The 17,329-nt window shown below is 65.9% G+C and carries 19 protein-coding genes; 9 read left to right on the top strand and 10 right to left on the bottom strand.

Going from position 1 to position 17,329, the window contains the following annotated elements; genetic code table 11:
- Positions 1 to 35: 35 nt before the first annotated feature.
- The 5 genes from ON22_RS15400 to ON22_RS15420 form a co-directional block, all read right to left on the bottom strand.
- Positions 36 to 1,010, bottom strand: coding sequence for an alpha/beta hydrolase (locus tag ON22_RS15400; protein ID WP_033242973.1), 975 nt, complete (start codon positions 1,008 to 1,010; stop codon positions 36 to 38).
- 70 nt (positions 1,011 to 1,080) lie between these two features.
- The gene (locus ON22_RS15405) at positions 1,081 to 2,706 is read right to left on the bottom strand and encodes a flavin-containing monooxygenase (RefSeq protein WP_081595601.1); all 1,626 of its coding nucleotides are present in this window, start codon (positions 2,704 to 2,706) and stop codon (positions 1,081 to 1,083) included.
- Positions 2,707 to 3,081: 375 nt separating this feature from the next.
- Positions 3,082 to 4,032 carry a VOC family protein gene (locus tag ON22_RS15410; RefSeq protein ID WP_033242589.1) on the bottom strand — a complete coding sequence of 317 codons (951 nt, stop codon included), beginning with the start codon at positions 4,030 to 4,032 and terminating at the stop codon, positions 3,082 to 3,084.
- A 28-nt stretch (positions 4,033 to 4,060) separates the two neighbouring features.
- Positions 4,061 to 5,245 (bottom strand): acyl-CoA dehydrogenase family protein, encoded by a 1,185-nt coding sequence (locus tag ON22_RS15415; protein ID WP_033242588.1) that lies wholly within the window; start codon positions 5,243 to 5,245, stop codon positions 4,061 to 4,063.
- A 44-nt stretch (positions 5,246 to 5,289) separates the two neighbouring features.
- A complete protein-coding gene (locus tag ON22_RS15420; RefSeq protein WP_033242587.1) occupies positions 5,290 to 6,474 on the bottom strand; it encodes a 3-ketosteroid-9-alpha-monooxygenase, oxygenase component in 1,185 nt (394 codons plus the stop codon).
- A 356-nt stretch (positions 6,475 to 6,830) separates the two neighbouring features.
- On the opposite strand from ON22_RS15420, the gene ON22_RS15425 reads away from it, so the two are divergent.
- Together ON22_RS15425 and ON22_RS15430 are read left to right on the top strand one after the other, a co-directional pair.
- Positions 6,831 to 7,631, top strand: a complete 801-nt coding sequence (locus ON22_RS15425) for an IclR family transcriptional regulator (protein WP_033242586.1) — start codon at positions 6,831 to 6,833, stop codon at positions 7,629 to 7,631.
- 106 nt (positions 7,632 to 7,737) lie between these two features.
- A complete protein-coding gene (locus tag ON22_RS15430; protein ID WP_033242585.1) occupies positions 7,738 to 8,616 on the top strand; it encodes an SDR family NAD(P)-dependent oxidoreductase in 879 nt (292 codons plus the stop codon).
- Between the two features lie 152 nt (positions 8,617 to 8,768).
- Here ON22_RS15430 and ON22_RS15435 read toward each other — a convergent pair whose 3' ends face one another.
- Positions 8,769 to 9,020, bottom strand: coding sequence for a VOC family protein (locus ON22_RS15435; RefSeq protein ID WP_033242584.1), 252 nt, complete (start codon positions 9,018 to 9,020; stop codon positions 8,769 to 8,771).
- The gene (locus ON22_RS15440) at positions 9,017 to 9,775 is read right to left on the bottom strand and encodes an SDR family NAD(P)-dependent oxidoreductase (protein ID WP_033242583.1); all 759 of its coding nucleotides are present in this window, start codon (positions 9,773 to 9,775) and stop codon (positions 9,017 to 9,019) included. The genes ON22_RS15435 and ON22_RS15440 overlap by 4 nt, the downstream gene beginning before the upstream one ends.
- 135 nt (positions 9,776 to 9,910) lie before the next feature.
- Here ON22_RS15440 and ON22_RS15445 point away from each other — a divergent pair, with 135 nt between their 5' ends.
- Genes ON22_RS15445 through ON22_RS15470 form a run of 6 tightly spaced genes read left to right on the top strand, consistent with a single transcriptional unit; the run spans position 9,911 to position 15,700 of the window.
- Positions 9,911 to 10,711 carry an enoyl-CoA hydratase/isomerase family protein gene (locus ON22_RS15445; protein WP_033242582.1) on the top strand — a complete coding sequence of 267 codons (801 nt, stop codon included), beginning with the start codon at positions 9,911 to 9,913 and terminating at the stop codon, positions 10,709 to 10,711.
- The gene (locus ON22_RS15450; RefSeq protein ID WP_033242581.1) at positions 10,708 to 11,865 is read left to right on the top strand and encodes an acyl-CoA dehydrogenase family protein; all 1,158 of its coding nucleotides are present in this window, start codon (positions 10,708 to 10,710) and stop codon (positions 11,863 to 11,865) included. Before ON22_RS15445 ends, ON22_RS15450 begins: the two co-directional genes overlap by 4 nt.
- Positions 11,862 to 12,968 (top strand): acyl-CoA dehydrogenase family protein, encoded by a 1,107-nt coding sequence (locus ON22_RS15455; RefSeq protein ID WP_033242580.1) that lies wholly within the window; start codon positions 11,862 to 11,864, stop codon positions 12,966 to 12,968. Before ON22_RS15450 ends, ON22_RS15455 begins: the two co-directional genes overlap by 4 nt.
- On the top strand, positions 12,965 to 14,239 hold the full coding sequence (locus ON22_RS15460) for a CaiB/BaiF CoA transferase family protein (protein ID WP_081595597.1): 1,275 nt from the start codon (positions 12,965 to 12,967) through the stop codon (positions 14,237 to 14,239). Before ON22_RS15455 ends, ON22_RS15460 begins: the two co-directional genes overlap by 4 nt.
- Positions 14,236 to 14,943 (top strand): GntR family transcriptional regulator, encoded by a 708-nt coding sequence (locus tag ON22_RS15465; protein WP_033242578.1) that lies wholly within the window; start codon positions 14,236 to 14,238, stop codon positions 14,941 to 14,943. The genes ON22_RS15460 and ON22_RS15465 overlap by 4 nt, the downstream gene beginning before the upstream one ends.
- Positions 14,882 to 15,700, top strand: coding sequence for an alpha/beta hydrolase (locus ON22_RS15470; RefSeq protein ID WP_231508245.1), 819 nt, complete (start codon positions 14,882 to 14,884; stop codon positions 15,698 to 15,700). The genes ON22_RS15465 and ON22_RS15470 overlap by 62 nt, the downstream gene beginning before the upstream one ends.
- 74 nt (positions 15,701 to 15,774) lie before the next feature.
- Here ON22_RS15470 and ON22_RS15475 read toward each other — a convergent pair whose 3' ends face one another.
- The 3 genes from ON22_RS15475 to ON22_RS15485 all read right to left on the bottom strand — a co-directional run bounded on the left by ON22_RS15475 (position 15,775) and on the right by ON22_RS15485 (position 16,810).
- Positions 15,775 to 16,050, bottom strand: a complete 276-nt coding sequence (locus ON22_RS15475) for a Txe/YoeB family addiction module toxin (RefSeq protein ID WP_033242577.1) — start codon at positions 16,048 to 16,050, stop codon at positions 15,775 to 15,777.
- Positions 16,047 to 16,310: a type II toxin-antitoxin system Phd/YefM family antitoxin gene (locus ON22_RS15480; protein WP_033242576.1), complete on the bottom strand. Its 264-nt coding sequence runs from the start codon at positions 16,308 to 16,310 to the stop codon at positions 16,047 to 16,049. Before ON22_RS15480 ends, ON22_RS15475 begins: the two co-directional genes overlap by 4 nt.
- Positions 16,311 to 16,507: 197 nt before the next feature.
- Positions 16,508 to 16,810 (bottom strand): hypothetical protein, encoded by a 303-nt coding sequence (locus tag ON22_RS15485; protein WP_033242575.1) that lies wholly within the window; start codon positions 16,808 to 16,810, stop codon positions 16,508 to 16,510.
- Between the two features lie 268 nt (positions 16,811 to 17,078).
- Between ON22_RS15485 and ON22_RS37560 the strand changes: the two genes are divergently transcribed.
- Positions 17,079 to 17,329, top strand: a 251-nt coding sequence (locus tag ON22_RS37560; RefSeq protein ID WP_218000692.1) for a hypothetical protein, incomplete at its 3' end; no start/stop codon positions are given.

The raw sequence follows: 17,329 nt of genomic DNA on the forward strand, positions 1-17,329 counted from the left end.
TCGCATCCGATCCGATCCCCCTCGCCCCGCGCCCCTCATGCGCCGCTCACCTCGATGGACGCCGAGTTCTCGGACGCCACTAGCACGTCTCGCATCATCTGCCACAGCTTTTCGCGGGCTTGCCCGGTGAGCGAGAGCGACGGGAAGGTAAGGAAACCGTGGAAGAGCCCGTCGAATCGGTGTGCGGTGACCGGAACACCAGCGTCCGCGAGCTGCCGGGCGTAGTCGTCGCCGGCCGAGCACGGCGGGTCGAGTTCGGCGGTCGCGACGATCGCGCGCGGCAGTCCGGCCAGCGATTCGGCGCGGGTCGGAACCAGATACGGGCTGTCGGTCCCTTGCGGCGCGTACTGCTGCCAGTACCAGCGCATCGCCTTGGTGGTGTTGTAGTAGTTCTCGCCGTAGAGCCGGTAGGACTCGGTGGTGAAATCGTCGTCGATCACCGGGTAGAGCAGGACCTGCGCCGCGATCGCCGGGCCACCACGGTCGCGGGCGGCCAGGCTCACCGTCGCCGCCAGATTGCCGCCGGCGCTGTCACCGGCCACCACCAGACGGTCCGGGTCGCCGCCGAACTCCGCGGCGTGTCCGGCCGTCCACTGGAGTGCTGCGTACATATCCTCGAGCGCCGCCGGGCCGGGATGCTCGGGTGCCCGCCGGTAGTCGACCGAGACGACCACGACATCGACCGCCGCGGCCATCGACCGGCAGAACTCGTCATGACTGTTGAGATCGCAGAAGACGAAACCACCGCCGTGGGCGAACACCACCACGGGTCGCGCGCCGGTGCCGCCATGCGGTACGTAGATACGAACGGCCAGCTCGCCGCCCGGGCCGTCGATGGTGCGGTCCTGCGCAATCCGCATCTGCGGTTCGCGTGTCAACGGACCTCGGCGCGACGCAATGATTTCGCGTAGCTCCGCCGCCGTGTGCTGGGTGACATCCGGAAACGATTCCAGCGCCGCCAACATCGCCTCGACATCCGGATGCAGGTCGGACCTTCGTTGTCCGCCCATCTCGACCACGTCCTCACTCTTCGTCGTACGGAAAAGGCGCGCTCGCGCCGGGAAATTCGGTGCGGAACGCTCAGTTGCCCGGCGCTGCGGCCCGGCCGTCGAGCGCGAACCCCTTGTATCCGGCCGCCGCCACGTCGGCGCAGATGGTGTTGTAATTGCCGAAACCACCGATATAGGGCATGAATACGCGCGGTTTACCGGGCACATTCGCGCCCAGGTACCAGGAATTCGCGGTCGGGAACAATGTTCCCGCGGCCTTCGTATTGCATTCGGCCACCCACTCGTCGGCCGCTTCCCGGGTCGCCTCGATCGTGGCGATATCGTGCGAGTCCAGATGTTGCAGGCAGTCCGCGATCCAGTCGACGTGCTGCTCGGCCATCAGCACCATATTGGCGAGCACGCTCGGGCTGCCGGGACCTGAGATGATGAACATATTCGGAAAACCGTCGACGGCCAGTCCGAGGTAGGTACGCGGCCCGGCCGACCACTCGGCGCTCAGTTCCCGGCCAGCGCGGCCGCGGATATCGATCCGCGACAGCGAGCCGGTCATCGCGTCGAATCCGGTCGCGAAGATGAGAATATCCAGGTCGTAGGCTGCTTCGTCCGTCCGCACACCGGATTCGGTGATCTCGGTGATCGGCGAGCGCCGCAGATTGACCAGCGTGACATTGTCGCGGTTGTAGGTCTGGAAGTATCCGGTATCGGTGACGATCCGCTTGGTCCCGATCGGATGGTCCGTGGGGATCAGCTGATCGGCGACCTCGGGATCGGTGACCATTTCCCGGATCTTCGCTTCGACGTAGACGCGCGCGGTGTCGTTCGCTTCCTTGCTCACCATCTGGTCCGGGAACGCCTTGGTGAACAGGTAGCCGCCGCGCTGCCACCATTCGTCGTAGATCCTGGTCCGCTCGGCCTCGTCGACCTCCATGGCACCTTTGGGGTGCGGGCTGTTCGGGGTGCCGCCGCCGCTGAGCCGGGACAACCGGCGCCGCTCGGCATAATTCGCCTTCACCTCGGCGAGCACATCATCGGTCAATCGCCGATTGCCCGCGGGGATCGAATAATTGGGACTGCGCTGGAAGACGACGACCTGGTCGGCTTCCTCGGCGATAATCGGGATGGCCTGTATGCCGGAGGAACCTGTGCCGATGACGCCCACCCTTTTACCGACGAAATCGACTGGCTCGTGCGGCCATTCACCGGTGTGATAGGTCTGGCCCGCAAATGTGTCGCGGCCGGCGATATCCGGTTTGTTGGTGGCCGACAGTACTCCGGTCGCCATAATGCAGAACCGGGCGGTAACGGTTTTCCCCGTATCGGTGGTGACAGTCCACCGTCCGGCCTGTTCGTCGTAGACGGCCGAGGTCACCCGGGTCAGGAAATCGTAGGCCGACCGTAGATCGTGGCGATCGGCCACATGGTCGAGGTAGCGCAGGATCTCCTCTTGGGTGGCGAACCGTTCGGTCCAGGTCCATTCCTGCTGCAACTCCTCGTCGAACGAGTAGGAGTAGTCGATGCTCTCGACATCACAGCGCGCCCCCGGGTACCGATTGTGATACCAGGTGCCACCCACGCCCTCGGCGGATTCGAAGCCGTGTACGCGCATACCGCGCCGACGGAACTTGTACACCGCGTACAGGCCGGAGATCCCGGCACCGACGACGACGGCATCGAAATCGCAGTCCTGGTTAGTCACCACATTCACTTCCCTCGCTGAGGTACCTGTCTTCGAAGCCAAATTAAGGGCCCCGCAGCCCGGGTCGAGGACCTGTTCCCACCCAGCGGTCCTCCAATTCGATTCATACCGCCGACAGGATGGTGATCGTCTCGCCGGCTGCCTGAAAGCCGCCCTTCCGAGTTCGGACCCTTCCGATGGAAACGCAGGTGGACCCTGGTTCACGGCCCTGCCTCGGGCCGCCCGGCAACCGGGCTCCTCACGGCGCCCGGTCGCTCACTACAGCGGCGTAGTGCCCCGGCCGGTCACCTCGTTCAGGTGCACCTGGTCCTCGATGCGCGTCGGGCCGGGTGCAGCGCACCCGGCCCGATATGCCCCACCCGCAATGCGACGAGCTCAGGCTCGCGCCGGTTCCCCGGCGCCGGCCTCCGCGGCCCGCTGCGCTTCCTTCATCTCCCGGGCCCACTTCCATTCGTGACCCCAGTAGCTGTCCGCGGTGATCTCCTCGGCCGTGTAATAGGTCTCGTCGACGAGCTTTGCACCGGTGCCGTATTCGATATCCCAGCCGCCGGGTACCTGCACGTAGAACGAGATCATCTTGTCGTTCGTATGCCTGCCCAGGGTCGACGACACCGGGAAATCGCGGGCCATCACCTGGTCGTAGGCGCGGCCGACCGCGTCGAGCTCGTCCACCTCGACCATGACGTGGATCAGTCCCGGATCGCGACCCTCCATGCTGGGCATGATGGCGAGGCTGTGATGACGCTGGTTGACCCCCATGAACCGGATCCGCAACGGGCGGCCTGTTTCCGGCGACACCCCCATCCGGAATGCACCCCGGGACAGGAATCCCAGGGTTTCGGTGTAGAAGGCGAACGATTCGTCGAAGTTGGTCGTCGGCATCACCACATGGCCCAGGCCCTGATCGCCGGTGACGAACTTCTGGCCGAATTTGGTGATCACCGGACTGTGTTCGAGCACGGGCCCGTAGAAGAATTCCAGCGGGGTGCCGCCGGGATCCTTCAAACAGATACCGGCCTCGACTTTGCGCCGGTCGGCCAGCTCCTGGGGCATCGGCGTATAAGCGACACCGGCCTCGTCCAAGGTGGCGGTCAGCCGGCGCAGCGCGAGCGCGTCCCGGACCTCCCAGCCCACCGCGGTCACCCGGTCGACGTCACCGCGCTCGACGGTGATGCGTGATGCTCGCTCGTCCATCCGGAAGTGCAGGGCGTCGGTTTCGTCACCGAAACCCGGTGCGAAACCCAGGACCTCGAACCCGAGTTCGCGCCAGCGTTCCATATCCGTGGCCTGAACCCGTACATAGCCGAGCGCTTTGATTTCCGTCATGGTGTGTCCGTATTCCTTTCCGGGGCTGTCAGATCATCACGCGCAGCGGTCCCTCGGGGACCTCCACACCGAGCGAGGCCATGGCGGCCGCGTGATAGGTGGTGCTGGTGACATGGATGGCGTGGTGTAGACCGGCGTGCGCGTCACGCCAGAACCGCTGGAGCGGATTGTCCATCCGCAGCGCGTTACCGCCCGCCCGGTCGAAGATCTCGTCGGCCGCGCGGACCGCGCGCCAGGCGGCACGGGCCTGATCGCGGCGTACGGCGGCCCGTCCTTCGAAGTCGATCTCCTCGCCGCGGTCGACCTTGTCCCAGATGCGGTCGACATTGGCCAGTAGTTGCTGGCGGGCCGCATCGATCTCTGATGCCGCCTCGCCGAGCGCGTGCAGCACATACGGATCGTCCTTGACGAGCGTGCCGGTCGCGCCGACCCGGTTGCGCTGATAGTCGATGCCCGCCGCAAGCAGGCCTTCACAGATGCCGATGGTCGCGGAGGTGATGCCCAGCGGGAACATGGTGGACCACGGCATTTTGTAGAGCGTTTCCGTGACGCCGTACTCTTTCGCCGCTGTACCGTCGATCACCTTTCCGCCGTCCATCACTCGATAGTTCGGAATGAAGGCGTTCTTGACGATGATGTCTTTGCTTCCGGTGCCGCGCAGTCCGACCACATCCCAGGAATCCGCGACGATCTCGTAGTCGGACCGAGGCAGAATCACGTGCAGGCTCTGCGGCGGCATCAACGGTGCGCCGTCGGCGCCCCCCACCATCGCGCCGAGGAAAATCCAGTCACAATGATCGGTACCGGAGGAGAATTGCCAGCGGCCGTTCATCACATAACCGTCACCTGTCGGCACGGCGATACCGCCGGGCATATACGGCGAGGCCTGCCACGTATCGGTGTCTTCGCCGAGGATTTCCTCCTGCACCTTGGGATCGGCGAAAGCGAGCTGCCATGGGTGTACACCCACGATGCCGCCGACCCAACCGGCGGAACCGTAGAGACTCGCGGTTTTCATGACGGTTTCGGCGAACTCGCGCGGATGCGCTTCGTAGCCGTTGTACTTCTTGCGCTGCAGCAGCCGGATGATCCCGGCATCCTTCAGGCCCTTGGTCATATCGTCGGGCAGGCGGCCGAGGGATTCGCCCTCGTCGGCACCAGCGCGGATCTCGTCGGCGATGGCAACGATTTTGTCGAGTACTTCGTAGGACATCGGAGCTCCTGGTCCGGGTAACGGAAATAGTTGGGGGTGAGTGGTCAGGAGGACGCGGCGGCGGCCTGACGCTGCGCCGGAATGGCGCTACGACCAGCTGCCAGATTCGCATCGACCTCGGCCTGCCAATTCTGCAGGGCCCGTTCGGTATCGATCTCGAATTCGAACCGGTTGACCATCTCCGGCTTGATGTCCTCGACGTCGACATAAAACTGTTCGTACCAACGGCGCAGCTGATATACCGGGCCGTCTTCCTCGCACAGCAGCGGATTATCGATCCGCGATTTGTTCTTCCAGATCTCCACGTCCTGTTCGAAGCCGATCGCGACGCCCTGCGCCACAGCGGTAGCGACCTGCTCGGCCGCGGCATCGTCCATCCCGGTCGGCTTCTGCACCATCACGCCGTACTGCAGCCGGAACGAAGTCGGGCTGATCGGGTAATGGCAGTTGATCAGGTAGATACCCGGTTCGCCGGCCCCGGCCTGGCCGCCGCTCCAGAGCTTGTCGATCATGTAGGAAGGACCGTAGTACGTAGCGTCCGACTGGCCTTCGTCGCTGTAATTCGTGCTGGTGCTGACTCCGGCCGCATCAGCGCGCGGAAGCGAACGCATGACCTGCGTCGCGGTATGACCCTCGAAAACATTCCGGAAATACGTCGGCATGGCGTAATGGACGTAGAAGAAATGCGCCATATCGACGACGTTGTCGACGATTTCGCGGCAGTGCGAACCCTCGACCACGATCGAATTCCACACCCAGTCCGTCCACCCGGGATCGCCAAAGGTGGGGATCGCCGGAATCTCCAGCTCCGCGGGCGGCTTACTGCCCTGCGGGTCGTTCCAGACGAACAACTGCCCGCTGACCTCCATGGTCTGCCACGCCTTGGTCCGCGCCAGCGGCGGAACCCGCCGGGCATACGGGATGGAGGCGCATTTGCCGTCGCCGCGCCACCGCCAGTCGTGGAAGGGGCAAGCGATATCGTTGCCCTTCACGGTGCCTTGGGCCAGGTTCCCGCCCATATGCGGACAGAAGGCGTTGAGGACGTTCACCTTCCCGTCCTCGCCACGGAAGACCACTAGTTCGGTACCGAACGCGGTGATCTGGTGCGGCCGGCCGTCGGCGAAGTCACGGAGCAGGCCGAGACAGTGCCAGCCTCGCGCGTAACGCGTGGGCGGCGCGCCGGTGTCGATGACACGGACTTCGTTGCCGGTGTCGGTCGTGGGACCCACGATACCTCCTGGTCAGGTGATTGCGACCGAGGAACTCGTCGCAGTGGGTCCACCTTCGCAGCCGCAGCGGCGGTGTGACGTGAATCTCCTGCTGAGTGGGACCCTTTTTGGTGTCGTCGAGAAGGCCGTGACCCCGCCCGCACAGCCACCCGGGTCCCGATCGGATCTTCGGGAGGCTACGCGTTCCGGATCGAGGTAGCCGGGCGGTGTCTCGCTGATCGGGAAGACCCCTCGGTACCGGCAGGGCATGAATGCCATCGTCGGTGACGACGCCGGTCACGGTGCGCTGAACCGAACCCGCACACAGTAGTACTGTGCCCCACGTCACAGAGCTGTGATGCGTGCTGGGAGGTCGAATGAGAACATCAAGCCCTGCCGGGGTCCCGGTCTCGGTGGTCGAACGGATATCCCTCGTTCTGGAGACGTTCAACGGGGCCGGTCCGCTCACACTGGCTCAGGTCACCTCCCGCACCGGGCTGCCGCGCTCGTCGGTCCATCGGCTTCTGGAACAGCTCACGAACACGGGTTGGCTCGCGCGCTCCCCCGAACAAACTTACGAACTCGGAGTCAAGGCCTACGAGATGGGCCAGGCAGCGCTCAACCAGAACCGTCTGCTGCACGGCGCCCGGCCGATCATGCAGGCGTTCGCACACCGCACCGGGCTCACCATCCAGCTCGGCGTTGTCAACCGCGGTGACACGGTCTACTTGGCAAAGGTCAACGGCCGTACCTCGGGGCCCACTCCCACCGCCGTCGGTCAGCGGGTACCCGCTCACCTCACTGCGGTGGGTAAGGCACAGCTCGCATTCACCGGCCTGTCCGGCGACCGGCCGCGCTTCGGCGAACTCCGCCGCACCGACAAGGGAACCTTGGCCCGGCGCACGCCACAGAGTGTCACCACCGAAGCCCAGCTCGCGGAGGATCTGGCCGGTGTCCGCAACCGGGGCGCAGCGTTCGACCGCGGTGAGTCGTTCGCCGGCCTCGGTTGCGTGGGCGTCTCTCTCGGGCCGCCCGACCACATCTATGGCAACCTGGCCGGGATCTCGGTATGCGCGCCTGTCACCGCGCTCGACTACCGCACACTGGTGGGCCAGGTCCGGATCGCGGCACGCGAGATCTGGGATCGGTGCGTCGCGACGGACCTCGCCTCGCATTAGCCGTCGTCCCACTGCGGGTCCGAGCAGTGACGTTGCCGAACAAGCCCGAGTTCGTACGTTGCCGACTCCGGGCTGCCGCACGCAAATCTACTACGAGGAGTGTCGAATGACCGTTGCAGCGAGGCGATTCGAATCCGGAACCGCAGTGGTCACGGGCGGTGGGTCAGGACTCGGTGAGGGATTCGCCCGGCGTCTGGCGACTTTGGGGATGTCCGTAGTAGTCGCAGACATAGACCTGGCACGAGCCGAAAAAGTGGCGGCCGCGGTCGTTTCCGCCGGCGGTCGAGCCGAAGCCCGGCTCGTCGATGTCACCGACGCCGACGAGGTCGATGCGATGGCGTCGAATGTCTTCGCGCGCTATGGTTCGGTCGAACTCCTGGTGAACAATGCCGGAGTCGAAGAGGGCGGACTGTCGTGGGAAATGAGCCCCGCCCGGTGGAAAAAAGTGACCGGAGTGAACTTCGACGGAATTTTCCACTGCGTCCGTTCATTCGTACCGCGGATGATCGAATCGGGCGTCCCCGCGTGTATAGCGAATGTCTCGTCGGTGGGCGCCTTCAACTCGATGCCGGCACAGGCAGCCTATATCGCGACCAAGCATGCAGTTCTCGCCTTCACAGAGTGCCTACACCAAGAAATAGCCTTGGTAGAAGCACCGATCCAGGTATCGGCTGTTGTCCCGAATTGGATTCGAAGCCGAATATTCGTGGATGCCGCGCACGAAACACTCACGGGTAATCCGGCCGCCGACGCGCTGTTCGGCTCGATGAAACGTTCGGTTGCCGAACGCGGAATGGAGCCGCTCGCCGCGGCGGAACACATCGTCGAGGCGATAGCGCGCGGCGACTTCTGGGTGTTTTCGGATGACGAAGCATGCACCCGGTTCGCCGAGGCACGCGCCCACCGGCTCAGTACTTTGTCGGCGCCGGACGCTCCCGGAAAAATCCTCGAGCGCTTGGGCGTCGAACCGATGTCGAGTTCGTAGCCGATCCAGTGCTTTCGACAGCAGCCAGGTCGGCACGTCCACGAGGCTCCGCCGAAGCGGTCCGTTACTCGATCACGCAGGCCGACAGACCGCGGCGGGTGGCAGCCGGTGCTCCGGCGACGGCGGGCCCGCCGGAGCCCAGCACCACCACGTCACAGGTTCCGCCTCAGGTGATCGTCGACGACCCGCCCTGTCATTGTTCCGGTGAGACGCCGAGACGTAGAAAGGAGCTGCGGCGCGGAACCGGTGCGCAGGATCACCGGGTCGAAACCGGCCGTGGCGAACTCACGCTTCACTTCGAAGCCGCATCCCGCGGTGTAGAACTCCGTGGATTTCGCGAGGTCGGTGCCCCGGATGGCGCTGAGCGACAGGACCGTTGCTGGCGGTGCCGATTTCCCGCTCATCGGGTCTGCGACCCGCCGTTGAAGTCCAGGGTCTGGCCGGTCATCCCGCCGGACTCGTTCGAGGCCAGGTACGCACAGAAGGCCCCTACCTCGATCGGATCGCCGAGGCGGCCGATAGGGATGGTCGCAATGATCTTGTCGATCATCTCCGGCGTCATCTTCTCCATCAGGTTGGCCTGTTGCCCGAGTGCGACAATATTCGCCGTCACCCCGTACTGCCCTGTCTCCGCCGCCAGATGCCGGATGAAACCCTCGATACCGCTCTTACCGGTGGCATACATCGAATAGTTGATGTTCTGCCCCGTTCGCGCCGAGCCCGACGAGATCTGCACGATCCGGCCCCAGCCTGCGTCACACATCCCGTCGAGCACGGCTTTGATGCAGTTCATCGCACCGTAGATGTTCAGATCGATCGACGGCGGCCACTGATCGGGAGTGAGCTCGCGGAACGGCTTGATAACTCTCGTCTCCGCGACCCCGGCATTGTTCACCAGGATGTTCACTAGCCCGCCCAGTTCGTCCTCGGCCGCACGGACGGCGGCGACGGTCGCCTCGTAATCGATGACGTCGAACGCCTTCGCGATCGCCGTGTTGCCCTCGGCGACAATTTTCGCGGCCACCCGCTCGGCCCGCTCGCCGAAGAGGTCGTTGACGATCACCGCGGCGCCCTGCCGCGCGAGCACCGTCGCGATGCCTTCGCCCACGCTTTGACCTGCTCCTGATACCAGGGCGATCCGCCCGTTCAACTCGAACACGAGTGCTCCTCTCTACCCGCCGCCCGGTCGAATCCGGGTCGCGTTCTTCGCTGTTGCCACTCTCCGGGCGCGCACCACAGATTGTCAATCAAAAGTGGATCTTATTTTGGATCCAATCTGCTACGGTCGTACTTCATGACGCCAGACGATTCGGCCGGCGCGCCGCCGGCAGCCTCGGTTCTCACCGAGTTCACGAGCGGTGTCGCGCAGCTGACCCTCGACAATCCCCGCCGCAAGAACGCGATCACCCTCGAAATGGCCGCACTCATCGGCGAATTCTGTGATCAGGTGGAAAACGACCCCACCATCGGCGCGGTCGTCGTACGCTCCGCCGGCGCGTACTTCTGCAGCGGTGCCGACACTCGCGATCTCGCAGCCTCCTCCGCCGATCCGGCCTCCCCGGAGGCCGTGCGCCGCACTTCCGCGGTCTATGGCGCCTTCGTGCGCGTCGGTTCCCTGCCGGTCCCCACCGTCGCCCGGGTCGTCGGCGGCGCCGTGGGCGCCGGACTCAACCTGGCGCTGGCCGCCGACATCATGGTGGTGACCCCGGAGTCGGTGCTCGACAGCGGGTTCCTGGCCCGCAACCTCCACCCGGGCGGCGGTCACCTCGCCCTGCTCGGTCGCGCTGCCGGCTGGTCGCGGACTGTAGCCCTCGCCGCGTGCGGACGCTCGATGACCGGGGCCGAGGCAGCCGCCTGCGGGCTCGCCTACGCCGCCGTTCCCGAAGCCGATCTCGATCCGCTCATCGCCGAGCTCACCTCCGCGCCGGCCGCCGACCCGGAGCTGAGCCGGCGGATCATGACCAGCGCCCGCCTCGAGCTCGGACCGCCGGCGGTCAGCTGGTCATCGGCGCTCGAGATCGAGCGCGGCGTGCAGATGTGGTCCATGTCGCGTAAGGGACAGACATCCTGGTCGTCGCGGGGTCCGGGACGATGACCACCGAAGCCGGTTCGCCGGTAGCCGAGAGCGCGGAACTGCACGCGCTACGCACCGAGGTACGCGCCTTCCTGAACGAACAACTCGCGGCGGGCGCATTCGTTCCGGCCGTGGACAATTGGATGAGCGGATTCGATCCGGAGTTCAGCGCCCGGCTGGGACAGCAGGGCTGGCTGGGGATGACTCTGCCGGCCGCCTACAGCGGCCACGACAGGTCTCCGGTCGAACGTTTCGTCGTGACCGAGGAGTTGCTCGCCCACGGCGCCCCGGTCGCCGCGCACTGGGTCGCCGACCGCCAGATGGCGCCGGGCATCCTCGCCAACGGCACCGAGGAACAGAAACAGCGTTATCTGCCCGGAATCGCAGCCGGGACACTGTTCTTCGCGATCGGCATGAGCGAGCCCGATGCAGGCTCCGATCTCGCTGCCGTCCGCACTCGGGCCGTCCGTCACGACGACGGATCCTGGACCCTCAACGGGACAAAGGTCTGGACCACCGGCGCCCATATGGCACATGCCATGGTGCTGCTCGCCCGCAGTGACGGCGAGGCCGGCGATCGGCAGACCGGTCTGTCCCAGTTCCTCGTGGACCTGTCGCATCCCGATATCGAGGTGCGCCCGTTGCGCAGCATCGACGGCGAGGCCCATTTCAACGAGGTGATCTTCCACGACGCGCGCGTCGGCCCGGAGGCGCTGCTGGGCCGGCGCGGTGACGGCTGGGCGCAGGTGATGCGCGAGCTCGCGTTCGAACGCTCCGGCCCCGAACGCTATCTGTCCACGATGCCGCTGCTGCGAGCCTGGGCCGACGAGCTGCGCTGGTCCGGTGCCACCGAGGAGCAACGCATCACACTGGGAACACTCACGGCGCAGGCCTGGGCGCTGCGCCGGATGTCGCTGTCGGTGGCCGCCGAACTGGCCGCGGGACGCCGGCCCGATGTCCGGGCAGCGATGGTGAAGGACCTCGGGTCGGCGTTCGAAGGCGATCTCGTGGAGGCAGTGCGGGCCGCCTGCGCTACCGACCCCCGGCGCACCGGCGGCGATCCGTTCGCCCGTCTGCTGGCGAACAGCATGCTGCATATTCCGGCATTCACACTACGTGGCGGGACGAACGAGATTCTTCGCGGAATCGTTGCTCGCGGAATGGGATTACGATGACAGGACCGGACTCCGAACTATTCGCGACCACCCGCGCGATGATCGAACGGGCGGGCATCGACACCACCACTCCCGCCGCCGGTGTGGACAGCGCTGTCTGGTCGGCACTCGCCGAGGCCGGATTCACCGGGATCAGTATCCCCGAAGACCTGGACGGCAGCGGTGGCACCCTCGCCGAGGTACTCACCGTGGTCTCGGCCGCAGTCACCGGCGGTGCTCTCACCATGCTCATCGAGCACACGGTGCTCGCCGGCTGGCTGGCGGCACGCTGCGCTATCTCCCTGGGTGCGCACACCGCGACGATCGGCCACGCGCAGCCCGGCACCGCGGTCCGCGAAACCGGTGACGGCAGACTGGTCCTGGACGGAACGGTACGGGCGGTGGTGCACGGAGCCGACGCCGATCGGCTGGTGCTACTGCTCGACCCGGTCGCCGCGGACCGCGGCCCCGCGGTCGCGTTTCTCTCCCCCACCGGTTCCGGCGTCACGGCTACCTCCGGTACCGATCTCATCGGTGCCTCCATCACCGACTACGCCTTCGATGCCGCCGCGGTCGAGTCGTATGCCGAATCCCCGGTAGGCGAAACCGAACTCGTCGAACGCAGTGCGCTCGCCTATGCCGTCGCGCTCGCCGCCGCAGCGCGCGCCGTCTGCGACCGGACCGTCGAATACGCGGGACAGCGCACCCAGTTCGGCCGCCCGCTGAGCAAATTCCAAGCCGTGCAGCAGCAGCTGGCCGGGATGGCCGCGCGCACTGCACTCATGGAAACGGCCACCGAGACCGCCGTTGCCACGGACGCCGGCGGCGATCCGGAGCGGGCGCGAACCGCGATCGCCGCTGCGAAAGTGGTGACCTCGTCCTCGGCACGGGAGATCGCCGCCGCGGGCCACCAACTCCACGGCGCGATCGGATTCACGGCCGAACATCCGCTCGGCCGGTCCACTACGGCCTTGCTGGCCTGGCGAGAGCGGTATGGCTCGGAACGCTACTGGGCAGGTGTACTCGCCGACCAGGTCCTCGAAGACGGCGTCGATGTCTGGGATCTCGTCACAGGATCCGGTGGCGCAGACACGGGCGCGGCGGCGGAAGGGAGAAATCGATGACCGTCACCACCCAGGCCGAGCACCATGCGGGGATGCCTACAATCGACGGCCGTGCCGCATGGCGGGCCGCCGATATCGCCACAGGCAACGGTGCGCTAACCGGGGTGCGGGTCCTCGACCTGAGCCGCGTACTCGCCGGCCCCTACACGGCCCAGATCCTGGCCGACCACGGCGCCGAAGTCATCAAAGTGGAAGCCCCAACCGGCGACGAGACCCGTGGCTGGGGACCACCCTTTCTGGAATCCGGTGCGAGCAGCGCCTACTACGCGAGCCTCAACCACAGCAAGGACAACATCAGCCTGGACCTGCGCACCGACGCGGGCCGGGAGATCCTCGGGCACCTTCTGGCCGGCGCCGATATCGTGATCGAGAACTTCAAAGCGGGCACCTTGGCGCGCTGGGGATTCGACTACGAGTCCGTGCTGAGCGAACGCTATCCGGAGATGATCTACTGCCGGATCACCGGTTTCGGTGTGGACGGGCCGATGGGCGGATTTCCCGGCTACGACGCCGTTCTGCAGTCCTTCGGCGGCCTCATGAGCATCAACGGCTATCCCGACGGCAACCCGCTGCGGGTCGGAATTCCCATCGTCGATATCGTCGCCGCCAATATGGCGGTGAGCGGCATCCTGCTGGCGATGTTGGAACGTGGCCGCAGCGGGCAGGGCCAGCTGATCGATATCACGCTGCTCGACTCCGTCATCTCCATCCTGCACCCACACGCGGCCAACTGGATGGTGGGCGGCACGGTGCCGAAGCGGACAGGGGATTTCCATCCCACGGTGGCGCCGTACCAGGTGTTCCGGGCCGCGGACGGCGATTTCTTCGTCAGCGCGGCCAATGATCGTCAATTCCGTTCGCTCACGGAAACTCTCGGCCTGCCCGAACTCGCCGACGATCCGCGCTTCACCTCCAACGGCGATCGCTACGCCCACCGGGAAGAACTCGTCGCGCTGCTGAGCGAACGTATCGCGCAATGCTCGCGCGAGGATCTGGGCCGGCGACTCGAGGAGGCCGGTGTACCCGCGAGCCCGGTGCATACGGTCGACGAAGCGCTGCAATCCGAGCAGGTCCGGCATCGCGGCCTGTACATCGATGACGGGGACTATCGCGGCATCGGCGTCCCGATCGCCCTGGGCCGGTCCGGTCACCGCCGTCCGCGACCCGCCGTCCCCCTCGGCTCCGACACCACCGCGGTCCTCGCCGCGATGGGATACGGCACCGATCGCATCGCGCAACTCCGCACGGCTGGTATCTTCGGGAACCCGTGAGCATACCCAGTGCAGATTCCGCGCCCGCCGACCGCGGGCGCGCCGGTGAACGGGCTGCGGCCCGCGTCGTCGAGGAGATCGAACGACTCATCGTCACCGGTGACCTGCTGCCCGGGCAGCCGATCCGCCAGGTGCTGATGGCCGAACGCCTCGGTGTCAGCCGGCTGCCGATCCGGGAGGCTCTGCGCCAGCTCGCCGCCGCCGGCCTGGTGGACCACGAGCACAACGTGGGATACACCGTCGCGCGACTGCGGCAGTCGGATTTCGACCAGATCTATCTGATGCGCGCCGCGCTCGAACGGGAGATCATCGCCACGCTGCCCCGGTTCGGCGACGAGGTGCTGGCCGAGATCCGACGGCTCGGCGATCTGGTGGTAGAGGCTGCCGAACGCGGTGATCTACTGGAAATGCGGCTGCGCAACCACGCCTTCCACTTCGCCATTTTCGAACAGTCGCCGCTGAACCTGGTGGTCGGCGAGGTACGGCGCCTGTGGACGCTCGCAATGCCCTACCACGCCACCTACCTGTACGACCCCGCCGCCCGCGCCCGGGTCCTCGCCGAACACGACCAGATGATCGCGGCGCTCGCCGAACACGACAACGACCGCCTCGACGAACTGATGAACCTGCACCGCCAGGGCGGTGAAACCAGCGCCGGGACGATGCTGCGCGCCACCCGGCCGCCCGATCCCGCCGAATCCTAGGAAGAACACCCGCCGAGAACACCGCTGCCGCGCAGGCGATCTGGGATCCGGATGTGGCCGTGATCATCGAGCGGACGCGGGCGAACCGCACCGGCCCGCTGCACGAACTCGGGGTCGAGGCCGCGATATCGCCGACGCCACCGGCGCCGTCCTCTGCAGTGTCGACTACCGGCTCGCCCCCGAACACCGCTACCCAGTCGCCAACGACGAGGCCTATGCCGCCCTGCACCGGCTCACCGACAACGCGACCACCTGGGGCGTGGACCCGGCCCGAATCGGCGTCGGCGGCGACAGCGCCGGCGGCTGCCTGGCCGCCGCCACCGCCCTGCGCAGCCGCGACGAGAACGGCCCGGCCATCGCCCAGCAGGTGCTGTTCTATCCCGGTATCGAACGCCGCACCGACCGCCCCTCCATGTGCGAATTCGGCGATTCCCCCTTCTTCACCGCCGAGGATATCGACTGGATGAAGAACCTCTACCTCGGCGACGACCCCGCCACCGACGACGCCTACGGCGTCCCCGCCCTGGCCGACTCTCTCGCCGGCCTCCCCCCGGCGATCCTCGCCGTCGGCTACGGCGACCCACTGCGCGACGCCGTGGAAGCCTACGGCGACCGACTCCGCGCGGCCGACGTCCCCACCGCCCAACTCCCCTTTCCGGGCGTCGGCCACGGATTCGCCATGCAGGCTCCGTCGGTTGCCCGGGCTCGGGCAGCGATAGCCGAAGTCGGAGCACTTGTGTCGGCACGATTCCGGTAACCGTCGGCGGATCACCGCCCCCAGCCAGCTGCCGGCACGGGTCGCAATTCCCCAGTGTCCGCCGAACGGTAGTTTCAGCCCTCGTAGTGTGAGCCTACTTGCACCACAACAATTTCAGCATCTGTCACCAGGTAGATCAAACGATGCTCCTGCGTGATCCGCCGCGACCAGCAACCAGCGAGTTGGTGACGCAGCGGTTCCGGTTTGCCGATACCCGCGAACGGATCACGCAGAACCGCGTCGATCATCTTGTTCGCGCCTTTCAACACGGAGCGGTCGGTGGCAAGCCAACTCGTGTAGGACTTCCAGCCCTGCGCGGTGAACGTGAGCTTCCGCTCGGCGGCGGTCACTCGGCATCCGGATCGATGAGCCCATGCGCTTCGGTGCGTCCCGCACGAGCGTCCTCGGCGGATTGCAGCAGCCGGGCACCACCGTGAGTACGCAACACGTACAGGGTCTCCATCAGCGAGTTGTAATCACTTTCCGCCATGAGCACGGCGTTCTCACCGCTCTTGGACACGACAGTGACCGTGTCGTGGTCGTCGTTGACTTGCTGCACCAGTCCGAACAGGTTCTGTCGCACGGTCGATATAGGTAGGGCTTTGGTCATCGCGCGGTCCTCCCGGAGTTGTACGGCTTATTGTACGATATGGGAGCCTGCCCCGAACACCCGACCTCTCCGTTCGAAACGTCGCCCGCACGTTCCCGGACCGCGCACGCCCGATCACGACGGCCACCAGATCGCGGCCACGATCACCACTAGCGGTAGACCGATTGCGATCACAAAACCCGCGACGACCGGGGCGCTCACGGCGACACCTTCCCGTATGCCCAGCGTGCGAAACTGAGGCGCGGCAGGACAGTCTCCACATCGGCGACATCCATGACCCGATTCAACTCCAGCGGGCCGAGATGATCGGGGGCAGGCAGAATCACCACATCTGCCCCGGCATTGCGCGCTTGGTCGGCCACGGACAGCACCGAGCGTTCGTCCGGCCACACGAGGTCGTAGCCGAGTCGTTTCGCGAGGCGAAGCACCTGGGACCGGTCCCATGAAGGCGCACGGGTGGCGTCATAATCGATCCACCCCAATGCGATCGGGCCGATCATGGCACTACCTCGTTTCCGGCGACGTCGAATGAGGCTCGTCTGCGAGGAGTCGCGGTCCACTGACCAGCGAGCGGCGCTGTCCGTCACGGTGGACGTGTTCAGGCTCGGGCATATGTGTTCCTTTGGTGTCACGATCGGATCAGTTGGCCCAGTTCATCGCTCAGCACATCGGTAGGTAAGGCGCGCGCAGGCGGCAGGTGTGTGCAGAGGGGGTGTGCAGAAAAGCGCGCGGTCGTTACCGGAGCAAAGTCCGTGCCACACTTCGGTAATGGGACGTCGCCCTAAGCAGCCGAACCATCAACTGGGCGAGCTGCTCTACGAAACCCGCGCGAGCCGGAAAGGATTCGCGCGCCGGATAGTCGAACGCGGCAGGGGTATCGGGATAGAACTCCGCTACGACCACACGTCTGTAGGTCGATGGCTGGCCGGCGAGCAACCGACGTCACCGGGGCCGAACTTGATCGCCGAGGTCCTGACGGAGCTGTGTGGTCGCCGCATCACACCGTCCGATTGCGGGAT

It is taken from the genome of Nocardia carnea NBRC 14403 (assembly GCF_000308515.1).
GTDB classification, from domain to species: domain Bacteria; phylum Actinomycetota; class Actinomycetes; order Mycobacteriales; family Mycobacteriaceae; genus Nocardia; species Nocardia carnea.